Genomic DNA, 13,372 nt, shown 5'->3' with positions numbered 1-13,372 from the left:
CGAGGCTGCGCCTTATCGTGCCTTCGGCGCCGACCATCGGACAGCACATGGCCAACCTCCGGCGCACCGCCACCAAGGAACCCGGCTCCGATGCTGGACCGGCACCTGCCCGTCGCTGTGCTGCGAGCCGGGCGCCGGATACTGGGGTGGTGATCAACAAAGAGTTGCGTGTGGTTCTGGCCGAGGACTCGGTCATTCTGCGTGAGGGCATGGTCGAGTTGCTCGGGGCTCGCGGGTGCGAGGTGGTGGCCACGGCCGGGACCGGTGCCGAGCTGGTGGACGCCGTGGCCGTACACCGGCCGGACGTGGCGGTGGTGGATGTCCGTATGCCGCCCACCCATACCGATGAGGGCATCCGTGCCGCCCTTGAGATCCGTGCGCGGACCCCTGGGACCGGCATCCTGGTCTTTTCCCAGCACGTCGAGCACGGCTGGGCGTCCAGGCTGCTCGCGGAGGGTGCGGCGGGCATCGGTTACCTGCTGAAGGAGCGGGTCGCCCGCACCTCGGAGTTCGTGGACGCGTTGCACCGGGTCGCCGGCGGGGGTACTGCCCTTGATCCGGAGGTGGTCACCCAGTTGATGCGTGGTGGGCAGCGCGGCCGGGTGGATGCTTTGACGCCGCGTGAGCGCGAGGTGCTGGAGCTGATGGCGCAGGGCCACTCGAACCGTTCCGTGGCCGCCCTGCTCGTCGTGTCCGAGCGGGCGGTGGAGAAGCATGTGGCCGCGGTCTTCACCAAGTTCGACCTGCCCCCGACGGGGAGCGAGAACCGGCGGGTCAAAGCGGTCCTGGCCTACCTGTCCGAGATTGCGGGGTGATCCGGGATGTCACGGGTGCGTCGGCAGTTCGGCGGTGATCGTGGTGGGCCCGCCGGGCGGGCTGTCGATCCGCAGGGAGCCGTCGACCGCGGCGAGCCGCTCGGCCAGCCCCGCCAGGCCGGTGCCGCCCCCGGCTTTGCCCCCGGTACCGGGTGCCGCGCCGCCGCAGCCGTCGTCGTGCACGGTCAGGCGCACGCGTCCGCCGGCGGTGGCCGCCGTGAGCTCGGCCGAGCGGGCACCACTGTGCTTGGCGATGTTGGCCAGCAGCTCGGCGGCGCAGAAGTAGAGTGCCTGTTCGACCACGGGGTGGGGACGTGGTGACAGGTCCAGCCGCATGGTGACAGGGACGGGGCAGACGGCGGCGAGGCCCGGCAGGGCCCGGTCGAGGCCGTGGTCCAGGGCAACCGGGTGCAGGCCCTGGGTCAGTCGGCGCAGTTCGGTGATCGTCTCATCGGTCTGGCCGCGGGCCCGGCCCACCAGGGTGCGCAGCCGTTCGTGGTCCGGGGCGGCGGGTTCGAGGGCGTCGTCGGCCAGGGACAGGGTGATGGCCAGGGCAACGAGCCGCGCCTGGGTACCGTCGTGGAGATCACGCTCCAGGCGGCGGAGCCGGTCTGTGTTCTCCATGAGCAGGACGGCGCGGGCGGCCTCCAGTTCCCGGACACGCCTCTGGGCCCGGGCGGGACTGAGCAGTTGACGCGCGAGGTGGCGTTCTGCCCGGCTCAGCACCCGGACGGCACCGGGCACCGCGGACAGGAGCACCGCGCCCAACACCACACAGCTGGGATCCAGCCAGCCGACCGGTTGCGGGCCCGTCTCCAACAGACGTTTCCAGAGCGGGAAACCGGCCAGCCAGCCACACCCGAGGGGAAGGAGTACGGCGCCGGCGAAGCCCAGTACGCCGAGCGGCAACCGCAGCACCAGGTAGAGGAGTGTCCGCCACGCGACCGGGTCGGCCAGCATGGCACGACCGCGGGCAAGGACACCGCCCTGGCGGGCGAGCCCGGCCGGGGCCTGGACGTACTCGCCCAACAACCGCTCCAGGAACCACCGGTGGAGTGTGCCCCAGCCGCGTGCGCCCCGCAGCGCGATGGCCACGAACGGCAGGCCGAGCACGGTCAGCGAGAGCAGCGAGCCCGCGTACACGACGGCGACCGCGTACACTCCGCCGAGCAGCGCGAGCGGCAGACCGACCACTGCGAAGGCCCATTCCCCGGCCCGGACGGAGAGGTACCCGCGCGGCACGACACCGGCACCAGCCGGCCCGCCACAGGACTCCGGGGCCGAGCCGGTCTCCGCCCCGGTACCTGCCCCCGCGCGCCGCGACGGCGCCGAGCCGCCGGCGCGGTCAGTCACGGCTGCCGCCCACCAACTCCGCCGCCGGACCGCGGACCGCCCACACCCCTGTGGCCAGGATGCTCGGAACGGTCAGCAGCACCGCGCCCGCGACGATCCACCAGCAGTCGGCCGCCGGCACCTGTGGCAGCGCCGAACCGGTCACCGCCATACTGAAAGCCGCCGACGCCGCGCCCGCCACCACCGCGCCGAGCAGCACCCCGACCGCCGCGGTCAGTCCCGCCTCAGCACTCAGCATGCGGAGCAGCTGAGCCCGCGTCGCCCCGAGGAGCCGCAGCAGTGCGAACTCGCGGCGCCGGTCGGCGGTCACGGCGACCAGGGTGTTGATGGTGGACACCGCGGCGAAGCAGGTCAGCAGTGCCAGCTCCGCCTGGCGCAGCCAGACGTCCGTGGCGGAAGCGACCCCGGTCCCCGTGTGACCCGCGGCATGCGCGGCGGTGCTCGTCATGACGATCATGGTCCCAGAGAGCCCCACGAGCAGCGCCACGGGGACCACGGCGGAGGACAACCGCCGCGCGTAGCCTCGCAGGTTGGCATCGGCGAGCCAGCCCGCACCGGGCACCACGGCCCGTAGCGGCCCGCCCAGCGCGGCCGCCAAGGCGCGCGCAGCCGGCGGCCCGGCAAGGCCCACCGCGATGAGCAGGACCAGCGAGGCGAGCAGTGCGGCCTGCCCGGCCTTGTCCACCTGCTCCGGCGGCCGCGTCGCGGCCAGTCGCAGCAGCAGGACCCCCCCGGTCAGCGCTACGGCACCGACCAGCAGACGTGCGACACCCGTACGGGCGTGCTCGGTCGAACTCGCGGTCAACGCCGCCGCAGGCGCGATCCGCGACACACGCCGAGCCGCGACGGCCGAAGCCGCCAGGCCGACGGCGAGTACGACCGCTACCGCGACCAGAGCCGGCAGGGGCGTCCCCGGCACGCGCAGGCCTGACGTCGCCATCCCTTGCCGCTGCAAGGCGGCGAGGGCGAGCCGGCCCCCCACCGCACCGGCAGCCCACCCCGGCAGGGCCATCAGCAGCGTGGTCACCACCACCTGGCCGCGTACCAGCCTTCGCGCCTGGCGCGGGGTCGCGGCGACGGTCCTCAACAGGGCCAGCTCACGGGACTGCTGGCCAATCGCGAAGCCCAACGCGTTCACCACCACGAAGAACGCGACCAGGACCGAAATCTCACCGAAGGCCCCGGCGATCACCATCACTCCCGGCCCCGCCGTCCGCTCACGCACAGCGGTGGAGGCCGTCACCTCCGCCGCGAACAGCCCGCCGAAGAGCGTCACCGTGGCGATGGCGAGGAACAGCGCGACCGCCAGGCCGACGAAGGAGGCCGGGCGCCGGCGCATCTGCCCGAGGGCGATCGCAGTCATCCGCCTCACCCGCCCAGCCGGCTCAGGCACTCGCTGATCCTGGCCGCGCTCGGCCGCTGCATCTCCTCCACGAGCAGACCGTCGGCGAGCAGCAGCACCCGATCCGCGTACGCGGCGGCGACCGGATCGTGCGTCACCATCACGCAGGTACCGCCATCACGGTCCACCCCCTCGCGCAGCAGGGCGAGGATCTCGTGTCCGGTGGCCCGGTCCAACGCGCCCGTCGGCTCGTCGGCGAAGAGCACCCGGGGCCGGGAGACCAGAGCCCGCGCGATCGCCACCCTCTGCTGCTGCCCGCCCGACAACTGACCGGGCCGGTGCCCCGCACGCCCCGCCAGCCCCACCCGCTCCAATGCCTCCAGCACCCGGCCCCGATCGGGTCGCTCACCGGCCAGCCGTCCGGGCAGCTCTACGTTCTGTGCCACCGTCATCGCGGGCATCAGGTTGAAGGCCTGGAACACGAACCCGACCCGACTGCGCCTCAGCACGGCCAGCCGCCGCTCCGGGAGCCGCGACACCTCCGTACCAGCCCACCAGACCGAGCCGCGCGTGGGCCGGTCCATTCCCGCGAGACAGTGCAGCAACGTGGTCTTGCCGGATCCCGAAGGCCCCATCACCGCCGTGAACGTCCCGGACAGAATGTCCACCGACACTCCGCGCAACGCCCGTACCACGGCGCCCCCGCGCCCGTACTCACGGTGCACGTCCTTCGCCCGGGCGGCGGTCACCGCCTCGATCTCCGTCATCGTTTCAGCCATGCCTCCATCCTGGGAGGCCGCCGCCCGGAGATCGATCGTGCCCGCACCCGTCCTGAGGGTTCGGAAAACCGAACCTGCGCCGGCCGTCCTCGCGCCGCATCTCGTCGGTCACAGGCCGGGTCAGCTCGTCCCACCACACCGTGTCGGGCCGGAGCAGGTGGCCGTATGCCATGCCGATGGGTTCTCCCCTCGCGTCCCTTGCCAGGGCAGCCCGGAAACCGGCCTTCGCGGCCTGAACGGGGAAGCGACGAAAGGCAGCGGCCATCTCGTCCCCGGTCTCGCTGTGTGGGGGCTCCGCAAACACGTCGGCGTGGATCGATTCGAAGGAGTCCTGGGCCTGCACCGCGGCTGCCCCCTCCAGGCCCGTCACCGCGATGAACCCATGCCCCGTCATGTCGTTCCCTTTCGAACGGTCGACGCCCGTCACCCGCCGACCCTCACCCTACGGACTGAGCTTTCCCGAGCCGGCGCAGGACATCGCCAGGCGCACCGCGCGGCCGGCAGCACGTGGTCGTGCCGGCCGTGCGGCAGCCCGCGCGGCGCCCTGTGACGCTACGGGGCCGCGGGGATCAGGACGGGCTGGCCCGTGATGACGAGGGTGGAAACGCGTCCGGGGGGACCAGGAGGGCCCGCGGGTCCGGCCACTCCCTGAGGCCCGGCGGGCCCGGCTGATCCCGGGGTGCCGGCCGGGCCGGGGACCCCCGGAGCGCCCTGGGCTCCCGGAGGACCGGGGGCTCCGGCCGGTCCGGACGGTCCAGCAGGCCCAGCCGGTCCGGGAGGGCCGGGAGGCCCGGGAGGAAACGGAGGCTCTCCGGGGTGGGGCTCGCACGACTCGTCCCATGGCCGTCCCTCGGCGCATCGGTCGTGCCGCGGAGGCGGATCCACCGTCAGGTACCGCGCGTCCGACGAGTCCTGCGGGGTGGCGGCAGCTGCGGGCGCCGCGAAACCGGCACCCGTGAGGACGAGCGAGACAACGGCTCCGGCGACCCATCCGGTTCGGCGTGGCGGACGACTCCGCCGCGTCACTGCTGTGCTTTCAGACGGCATGCGCATACTCCTGATCATCGTTCGCTGGAGTGGACCCGGGCCCCGTGGGCAGTCGGCGGCTGCCTTCGGGCCGTCGCGAGGCCGTCATGGCGTGGCACAGACGGCGTACGGTGTGAGGGTGACGTCGTCCCGCGTCCTGTTCTGTCCGTTCACCTCCCAGTCGTTGGTACCGGGTACCGGCCTGCTGACGAGCTGATCCGGTGCGGGACCGCTGGATCCGAAGCCGCCGCCCGTCAGCACGCTGCCGGCCGGGCAGGACACCTTTGAGGTCCCCGGCACCGAGCCCAGGTCGATTCCGATGAGCGCGCCTTGGGGACTGTCGATGGTCGCGGATACGGAGTTGGTGGCGAGGTCGATGACCGATACCCCGTGCGCGCCGTTGGGGTGGCTGACGTACAGCCGGGCTCCGGTGGGGGAAACCGCCATTTCCGCGGGATCCAGAGTGGTGGGGATCGAAGTGACGACGCTGTTCGTGGCGGCGTCGATGACCGCCACCCGGGCGTTGTTCCGGTCGGCGACGTAGACGCGCTTTCCGTCCAGCGAGACCTCCACGCCCTCCAGCCCCTGGTTGACCGGAATCGGCACCACGACCGTGTTGGTGGCGGTGTCGATGACCGAAACCTCACCCGAGGTGTTCTCGGTGACGTAGACACGTGCGCCGCTCGGCGAGATGGCCACCTTTCGCGGTGCGCTCGGTCCGACGTCCACCGTCGTGATGAGCGACATGGTCGCCGAGTCGATCACTGCCACCACCCCTGCGCCCCGGTAGGCGACGTAGAGGCGCTTCCCGTCCGGGGACACCACCAGCCCGTTCGGGAGTGTGTCCGCCCCCGTCTCCAGGGTGCCCACGACGGCATTGGTGGCGGTGTTGATCGCCACCACACGGTTGGCCGGTCCGCTGCCCTCCACGGTGACATAGGCGCGACTGTCGTCCGGCGAGATGACCACGCTCTCCGGAGTGCCGTTCCCCGTGGGGATTTCGGCCACCACGGTGTTGGTGAGAGCGTCGATGGCCGATACGGCGCCCGAGTCCCGCTCCGTCACGTAGACCTTCTTGCCGTTTCGGGTGGCGGCGACCTGCAGGGGCCCGCTGAACGCTCCGGTGTCGATGCTCGCAACGAGGGCGTTGGTGGCGGTGTCGAACACCCGGACCTTGCCCTGACCCGTGTTGGCGACGTATGCGTACGTGCCGGGTGCGGCAGGAGCCGCCAGGGCGACGGACGGCGTAAGAACGGCTGCGGCAGCGAGTACCGTGCACGATGCCTTTCGAACGGCGCGCTTCGACAGGTAACCCCGGTCGCTCCCCACACGCGGATTCCCGCGGACGGCGAAGTGCTGCATGGATCCTCCTCGAACGACCCGATCAGGGGGTGTCCCTGTTCGAGCTGCGAGGAACGTTGTATGCGTAGATATATCCGATTATCAATCGTGACATGTCGTCAGTACTCCAAATACCGCAATCCCGGCCTACGCTCCGGGGCAAGGTCAACAGCCAGGCCTCCAGGCTGTCCACCGACCTGTGCAGAGCTGACCGGACACAGGGAGAGGCCGCTCCCGGCCACCGTTCCCGGCCACCGCACGCGACCTCCACCAAGCCCTCCTCCACGACTCCATCCGCGTCCTCGGAGCCGACCGCCCTGACACCCTCTCGTACGGGGACAACCGTGACGCCACCACCCCGTGCGGCGCGGGATGCGTGTTCCGGGGCACGGGTCGAGGCGCGCCATGCGGCACGGGCCCAGCCCTCCGGACGGCGAGTACCCGGTGCGCGGGCGGCTTGCTCGATGGCCTCGGCCGCTGCCCGGACGCGGTCGCGGACGTGGGCCGCGGAGTGTGCGGCGGCCACCGCCAGGAAGTCGCGGAGGGTGGCGACGCCGTCGCCCGCGCCCTCGGCCTGCCCGGCGCAGCGCAGGAGCACCGAGGTCTCACGGATCCGCTGTTCGGCCGGCGCGCGGTCCGCGTCACAGACGACGGGCTCGAAGCGTTCGCGAACTCGGGGCAGGGACACGGACAGGTGGTGGGCGAGCCTCGATCCCACGAACCAGTTCGGCCGGCTGCCGCGGTCGGCAAGGTCGCCCGCCCGGCAGCACCACCGAACACCTGCATCCGCCACCGAGCCATGGCCTGCCGCGCACCTGAACCAGGAGCCATTCGGGGGATACTGCCTGTCGGGCAGTGCGGTGACGGAAAGGTCGATCCGCTCGAACGGGCCGCAACCCGACACCAAGCCTGTCAGTGGCGGCCTGTTCAATGGCGTCCATGCAGACGAACCCCGTCGACCGCCCGTCTCCATCCGTCCACCAGGCCGCGGCTTTGATGCCCGAGGTACCGCGACTGCTCGAACGGGCCGAGGCGCTCGCCACCATCGGCCTGATCGTGGGCGGCCATGCTCCGTACGGCGTCGATGCGGTCGTGTGCTCCTGCGGAGCCGGCATCGCCCTGCGCATCCCCAACGAGGGCGAACGGTGGCTGCAAGCGCACTTCCACCAGGAACAGGGCGCCATCATCTTCCTCTGGGACGTCGACGCGAACTCCGCACCGTACGAACCCTCGCAGCAGGACACCTGGAGGCGAATCCTCGCGGAAGTGCCCAACGCCTTGCGGTCCTGCCTCCACCAACCGGAGTCGGGCAACCCCGGGGATGGCGAGCTGCCCTTCATCACCGCCGTCATGTGGCGTCTGCCGCAGGACACCGCCTGGCGGACGGCCGACGTCATACGGGACGACGCCGGTGTCGGGGACGCCTACGAGAGTGACGACCGGGCGCTGTTCGTCCTGACCGATCTGATCGCCCCCGCCCCCGCGACGTTGATGATGGGCGACATGCTCGGGGTCGAACGCTCCTCGTTCGCCCTGGCCGCGGCAGTGCGGCACATCATCGCCCGGCAGCATCCGCTGACCGAGGCTGTCGTACGCGCCCTCAACCCCGAGCTCCTGCTCTCCGACGTCGCGGTCGCCGCCGCTGCCCTGGCCTCCCTCACCGCTTCCCTGCGACCGGCACCGGCCCCTGGGCCCGGTGTGTCCGAACCCCGGACCGCAGCCGACGGCGCCGCCCTGCTGACGGCGCTCGACGTGCCGCTCCAGTACGACCTGGCGCACTTCCTGCTGGAACCGGACGGCGAGGGGTACCACCGCATCCTGGTCCACCATTCGGGCAAGGCCCTCCAGGCGGCAGGCGTCGAGCCTGGTGCGGGCATCGCGCAGTACGAGCCCGCGGAGCACGACGCACAGCGCTTCCGGCTGCAGGAGTGGACCGACGGGGCCTTCCATGACGTTTCCCGCGTCCCTGGCTTCGACCTTGTCGACGACGCAGAGGACCACTCAGAGGACGACGAGACCGTGGTCCGGACCGGAGCGGTCTACCGCTTCCTCACCAAGGAGTCGGGGCTGGCACTGCGGTGGGGCGCAGCACCCGGCGACCCGATCGTCCTCGCCCCGCCGCGCGACGAAGACGAATCCCAGCGATTCGTCCGGAGCGACCTCTACGGCTACGGCCTGTGGATGTTCCTGGGCCGCCCGGGCGACGGCACCCAGCATGCCGTCATCGGCGGCTGACGACTCGAAGGCCGCCCCGGGCCATCAAGGCGTTCCCAGCCCCGGAACCTCCCGCAATCACTGCGCGCCATAAGGTCCGGTACCAGCTCGGCAGCAGGTACGGCGTGCCGACGGCCGGGCGGGGTAGACGGCATCTCATGGCGGAACTGAAGCGGCCGGCGTGATCCTTGAAGAGAACCAAGTGGCACATGCCTGGTCCTACGCCTTCGCGTGGACGGCGGGTTCACGGAGTGTCGCGAAGGACGCGAAGTGCGGCGTTTGCGTAGTCCGTGGGGGTGGCGCCCTTGCGGTGGGCCGCGGAAATCGCGGCCAGGAGGGCCAGGTACCGGGGGGCGTGGTCGGCGGGGTCCTCGATCAGTTCGAAGGCGGTGGACCGCAGGCGGGTCAGGCCGGCGTGAGTCGCACTGCCGGTTCGGCCCCCGAGGTCATGCTCGACGAGCAGTTCGGCCCGTGCCGCCCCGACCTTCGTCACATGCAGGCGGCGGTCGCGGGCGCGCACTCATCGGCGAACCGTTCGTGGTCCCAAAGGTTCTCCGCGGTACAGCCTGAAGTTCCAGCGGGGCGAAACGGGTGCAGCTCCGGCACGGTCCGAGGACGGGGTGGACGGTGGACCGGCAGCGCCACCGCGCCTACCTCACCCAACTCCTCGCCGGCGGCGCCCTCCTCGACGATGTCATGCCCGGGGGCACCGGGCACGGCCAGGGCGTCAGCCGCTGGCTCGCCGACCAACGCCCGTACTTCGGCAAGCCGAACGAGGAGCAGCAGCGCAGGCTCGGCGAGCTGGGTGAGGAGTGCCTCTTCCGTGACGGGTTACGGACCTGCGTGCATGCCGCCTCATGTCAACGTGTACCGCCAGGACACCACCACCGCGTCAGCGGCGGGCCCGCCAACCCGACCAGGATGGGGAGCACCGCGGGCTGACAGGCTGTGAACACCGAGGCGGCCCCGACCCACGAATCGATCCGTGAGCACACTGGGCCGACCGCCTCGGGTCGCCGCTCCTGCGCGGCTTCCGCCCGTCAGGGCGGAAGCCGTTTGCGTGGGGTGTCAGAGGTCAAGGGCGGCCAGCCACTGCGCCGGCGTGCGGGGCGAGACGCCCAGCAGCTTCTGGGCGGACCGGTCGGCGTCGACGGGGAAGTCGGAGAGCGTGCCCAGGAACGCGTAGAACCCCGCGACGCCGGTGGCGGCCTGCTCACCGAAGAGTGGGGCGATCAGCGTGCCGAAGGCGGCGGGCTCCATCGCCTCGTACGTCACCGGCCGGCCGAGCCGCCCGGCGAAGGCCTCCGCGAGCTGCGGACCCGTGACGGCCGGGTCCTGTCCGACGGAGACCGTGCCCGTGATCCCGGTCTGCTCGAAGAGCGCGGTCACGACATCGGCGACGTCCAGGTGGGAGGACCATCCAACGGGGAAGCCGGGCCGCAGCGGATAGCGCAGCACGCCGCTCTCCTGGGTGGTGGCGAAGACCGGCGGCAGCAGCAGGTTCTCCATGTACAGCCGCGGGGCGACCACCGCGTAGGACGCCCCGGATTCCTCCAGCCCGGCCACCAGCGCGCCCAGGGCGTTGCCGGAGGGGTCGTGGAGGCCGGAGTCGTCGCCGCTGGTGGAGACGACCACGCGGCCCGGGCGGGTCTCCTTGACGGCGGCGATCACGTTCGCCGCGTACCGCCGGCGGTCCTCCTCCGCGGCCATCGGCAGATGCACGAAGACGCCCTGCGCGCCGCGGTAGGCCACGATCAGTTGCTCGGGAGAGGAGTAGTCGGTCGGAACCACCCGCGCTCCGGGCACGACGGCGGAGGCGTTGCGGGTGAGGGCGGTCACGGGCTTGCCGGCTGCGGCGAGCGCGGCGGCGACGGGGGCTCCCTGGGCGCCGGTGGCGCCGTGGATCACGTAGGTCATGAGCCCCATTAGGGCACGAGGTGCCCCAGTTACATCAACTGCACCAATGGGTTAGGCTCGCAAAAATGACGAAGGAACATCCCGAAAAGCTGCCGGAGTGCGGCGTCGCCCGCTTTCTCGTACTCCTCGGGGGGCCTTGGGCCACGCTCATCGTGCGCGAGCTGTTGCCCGGGCCGCGACGCTTCACCGAGTTGCGGGACGCCCTGCCGGGCATCAGTCCGCACACGCTCACCCGGCGGTTGCGCCAGTTCCAGGACAGCGGCATCGTCATACGCACTGCCTACGCGGAGATCCCTCCGCGGGTCGAGTACCGGCTCACCCCGTTGGGCGAGCGTCTGAGGGACGTACTGGAGTCGATGGCGGGCTGGGCACTGACCGTGCCGGACCCTGCGGGCGCCGCCCCGCCGGTATACGAGGAGCCGGGCCGCTGACGGCCTGCCCGGGTCGGCGTCCGGCGCTGTCCGTACCAGCGCCGTTCCCGCCGCTGCTGCCGATACCGAGAGGGTCGTGAGCCCGCCGAACCGGACTGACGGTCCGCATGGGCCGATCCGGCAGGGCTTCTGCTGCCCTGCCGGATCTGAACACCTACGGACCTCTCACGCCTGGCGTGGCTTCCCGGGCGTGGCTCCGGGCCGGCGACAAGCGGACGGAGGCGGATCGCGGCGGCCGTCAATCGGCTGTTGGTTTCCGCCCGGCGCGACCCGGTCCTCGTGCCGATTGCGCTCTGGCCCGAGTACGCCGCCCGATGCGCGGCGCTCCCCGCCGTCGGCGGGCCCGATCCGCGCAGTCGGGCGCGGGAACTGCTCTCCGGCCGGATGGCGAGCGTCCCCGAGGCCTTCGACAGTGCTGTCCTGACCGACGCGGCCGAGCTCGCCGCGGGCGGCAGCCGATGTGTCGGCCGACACCGGACTGCGGCCACGGACCGGACCTAGGCGAGCCAGACGATGCCCAGAACGGAGAGCCGCCGGGTCAGCCGATTGGCCACGTAGACGACGGACAGGCGGCCGACGGACGCGGCGCGGACGTCCTGGCCCTCCGGGTCGCCGGCGTTCCACTGCGGCCATCCCCAGGGGGAGCGCACCGCGATGTCGAGGACGTCGCGGACCATCTCCCGGGCCGTCTCGGGGAGCTCCGCGAGGGTCTTCGCGGCCTGTGGGGACAGACGGGCCGCCCAGGTCTGCTCGTCGGTCACGGGCGGCCGCCGAGGACCTCGTCCAGGCCCACGAGGTCGGCGTCATCCTGTCCGAAGTCCATGGACGCGTCGATGACCGGGCCTTCGGCCACGCTCAGCTGCCAGGTGCGCACCACCTCGTGCAGCGGAGTCAGCCTGAACGCGTGGCGGGCCTCCTCCAGCGCCTTCGGCCAGTCCCGCTCGAAGGCCGGCACCCACTGCTCGGCACGGCGGTCCGCGCGGAGCTGGGCCAGGAGTTCAGCCGCAACGCCGGACGCGGGTGGTGCGTACGGGGTGGTGCGTGCGTGGTCGGGCTGGGCTCTCATCGGCTCTTCCTGGCAGCGGGTGCTAGCGGCAACGATAGAGCGCCGCAGGCCAAACCGGGGAGGTACGGACGGATGCCGCAGCACGGGGCCACGACCGGACGCGCGACGAGACGCCCGAAGCCGCCAGGGCGGCCGCGCACCTCGTCGCGACCCTCGTTCCACGGTTCGCCCCGGGGCATCAGCAGGACATGTCGACCGTACGCCCGGAGCCTCCGCGACGAAGCCTCCGCTTCGATCTGCACACCACAGCAATCTGAACAGCCGGCCGTGGCGCTGCCCATGCACGCCTGAGTCGCCGGACGGTTCATCGTCGATCACCCGGCCGTGGTGCCGGGCGTGTCAGTGGCCTGCGACATGATGCGAGGCATGGGACGGCCGATCCGACAGGGACTTCCGAGGCCGTCCCCAACAGGGGGCCTTGTGCACAAGTTGGTCGCAGATGAGGTAGGCATCACGGGGGATCCGCAACTGCACCATGAGAGGTGGCAGTGAGGCGGAAGGCTGCCGAACGAGAGGCTGCGCCGTGTCCACGGAAGCAACGTCCTGGGTCTGCTCACCATCGACAGTGACCTGGTCCACGCCCTCGGTGCAGCGGGTCCTGAGGTCCGGCGTGCAGTGGCATTGCTCGCTGCACGGCGGGCATGCGAGGCGGCGGACCTGACCGAGGGTGGCCTGGGTCGCCCCGGCGCTCACCGCGTTGACGCACGGGCATCCGCTACCGCCACCCTTCGACGACGCCGCCCGGTTGCGGGAGACCCTGAGGTCCACCCCCCTCGTACCGCGTCCGCCGGTGCTCGGGGCGGTGCCCCCCCCGTTACCGTTTTCGTGGCTCCGCAATGGGGCCTCCGGCCTTCGGGTCCGGAGCTCTCCGTAACGTGGATGTGGCAGCTCGGTGCCGAGGCAGGCCGGACGAAAGCGTGATGGAGGGGCCTGCACGTGATCGACACCAGCACCATCGACGTGTTCCTCGGCCTGGACGTCGGCAAGGGTGAAGGGCCTTGACCCCGAATCCTGAACACACGAGACACTGGATCCTGAGGATCTGAGAACGGACATCTCGTGGTCATGAAGAACTACCCGCCGGAGTT

At 71.5% G+C, this 13,372-nt stretch carries 14 protein-coding genes; 5 read left to right on the top strand and 9 right to left on the bottom strand.

Features of this window, described 5'->3' with window-relative positions; all coding sequences use genetic code 11:
- The first annotated feature begins 149 nt into the window (after window positions 1-149).
- Entirely contained in the window at window positions 150-815 is a 666-nt protein-coding gene (locus ACZ58N_RS27040) for a response regulator (protein WP_471164802.1), read from the top strand.
- 9 nt (window positions 816-824) lie between these two features.
- Here the strand turns inward: ACZ58N_RS27040 and ACZ58N_RS27035 are convergent, their stop codons facing one another.
- The 5 genes from ACZ58N_RS27035 to ACZ58N_RS27015 all read right to left on the bottom strand — a co-directional run bounded on the left by ACZ58N_RS27035 (window position 825) and on the right by ACZ58N_RS27015 (window position 6,677).
- On the bottom strand, window positions 825-2,057 hold the full coding sequence (locus ACZ58N_RS27035) for a sensor histidine kinase (protein WP_471164799.1): 1,233 nt from the start codon (window positions 2,055-2,057) through the stop codon (window positions 825-827).
- Between the two features lie 103 nt (window positions 2,058-2,160).
- Window positions 2,161-3,531, bottom strand: coding sequence for an FtsX-like permease family protein (locus ACZ58N_RS27030; protein WP_471164797.1), 1,371 nt, complete (start codon window positions 3,529-3,531; stop codon window positions 2,161-2,163).
- A 5-nt stretch (window positions 3,532-3,536) separates the two neighbouring features.
- Window positions 3,537-4,289, bottom strand: coding sequence for an ABC transporter ATP-binding protein (locus tag ACZ58N_RS27025; protein WP_471164794.1), 753 nt, complete (start codon window positions 4,287-4,289; stop codon window positions 3,537-3,539).
- On the bottom strand, window positions 4,282-4,716 hold the full coding sequence (locus ACZ58N_RS27020) for a nucleoside/nucleotide kinase family protein (RefSeq protein WP_471164791.1): 435 nt from the start codon (window positions 4,714-4,716) through the stop codon (window positions 4,282-4,284). Before ACZ58N_RS27020 ends, ACZ58N_RS27025 begins: the two co-directional genes overlap by 8 nt.
- A gap of 704 nt (window positions 4,717-5,420) precedes the next feature.
- On the bottom strand, window positions 5,421-6,677 hold the full coding sequence (locus tag ACZ58N_RS27015) for a beta-propeller fold lactonase family protein (protein ID WP_471164789.1): 1,257 nt from the start codon (window positions 6,675-6,677) through the stop codon (window positions 5,421-5,423).
- A 918-nt stretch (window positions 6,678-7,595) separates the two neighbouring features.
- Between ACZ58N_RS27015 and ACZ58N_RS27010 the strand changes: the two genes are divergently transcribed.
- Window positions 7,596-8,891, top strand: a complete 1,296-nt coding sequence (locus ACZ58N_RS27010; protein WP_471164786.1) for a hypothetical protein — start codon at window positions 7,596-7,598, stop codon at window positions 8,889-8,891.
- 223 nt (window positions 8,892-9,114) lie between these two features.
- Here the strand turns inward: ACZ58N_RS27010 and ACZ58N_RS27005 are convergent, their stop codons facing one another.
- Window positions 9,115-9,390: a DUF6354 family protein gene (locus tag ACZ58N_RS27005; RefSeq protein ID WP_471164784.1), complete on the bottom strand. Its 276-nt coding sequence runs from the start codon at window positions 9,388-9,390 to the stop codon at window positions 9,115-9,117.
- 107 nt (window positions 9,391-9,497) lie between these two features.
- On the opposite strand from ACZ58N_RS27005, the gene ACZ58N_RS27000 reads away from it, so the two are divergent.
- Complete coding sequence (locus ACZ58N_RS27000) at window positions 9,498-9,812, top strand: hypothetical protein (protein ID WP_471164781.1); 315 nt, start codon at window positions 9,498-9,500, stop codon at window positions 9,810-9,812.
- Between the two features lie 126 nt (window positions 9,813-9,938).
- On the opposite strand, the gene ACZ58N_RS26995 is transcribed toward ACZ58N_RS27000, so the two are convergent.
- Window positions 9,939-10,787 (bottom strand): NmrA family NAD(P)-binding protein, encoded by an 849-nt coding sequence (locus tag ACZ58N_RS26995; RefSeq protein WP_471164778.1) that lies wholly within the window; start codon window positions 10,785-10,787, stop codon window positions 9,939-9,941.
- A 65-nt stretch (window positions 10,788-10,852) separates the two neighbouring features.
- Between ACZ58N_RS26995 and ACZ58N_RS26990 the strand changes: the two genes are divergently transcribed.
- Together ACZ58N_RS26990 and ACZ58N_RS26985 are read left to right on the top strand one after the other, a co-directional pair.
- Entirely contained in the window at window positions 10,853-11,218 is a 366-nt protein-coding gene (locus tag ACZ58N_RS26990; RefSeq protein ID WP_471164776.1) for a winged helix-turn-helix transcriptional regulator, read from the top strand.
- A 279-nt stretch (window positions 11,219-11,497) separates the two neighbouring features.
- Window positions 11,498-11,719 (top strand): hypothetical protein, encoded by a 222-nt coding sequence (locus tag ACZ58N_RS26985; RefSeq protein WP_471164774.1) that lies wholly within the window; start codon window positions 11,498-11,500, stop codon window positions 11,717-11,719.
- On the opposite strand, the gene ACZ58N_RS26980 is transcribed toward ACZ58N_RS26985, so the two are convergent.
- Both ACZ58N_RS26980 and ACZ58N_RS26975 read right to left on the bottom strand, forming a co-directional pair.
- Window positions 11,716-11,979: a hypothetical protein gene (locus tag ACZ58N_RS26980; protein ID WP_471164771.1), complete on the bottom strand. Its 264-nt coding sequence runs from the start codon at window positions 11,977-11,979 to the stop codon at window positions 11,716-11,718. The genes ACZ58N_RS26985 and ACZ58N_RS26980 overlap by 4 nt on opposite strands.
- The gene (locus ACZ58N_RS26975) at window positions 11,976-12,284 is read right to left on the bottom strand and encodes a DUF6247 family protein (RefSeq protein WP_471164768.1); all 309 of its coding nucleotides are present in this window, start codon (window positions 12,282-12,284) and stop codon (window positions 11,976-11,978) included. The genes ACZ58N_RS26980 and ACZ58N_RS26975 overlap by 4 nt, the downstream gene beginning before the upstream one ends.
- Between the last annotated feature and the right edge of the window lie 1,088 nt (window positions 12,285-13,372).

The organism is Streptomyces sp. NPDC040432, assembly GCF_055595445.1.
Note: the sequence above shows the minus strand (reverse complement) of the source record. Positions and strands in the feature narration are given on the sequence as shown.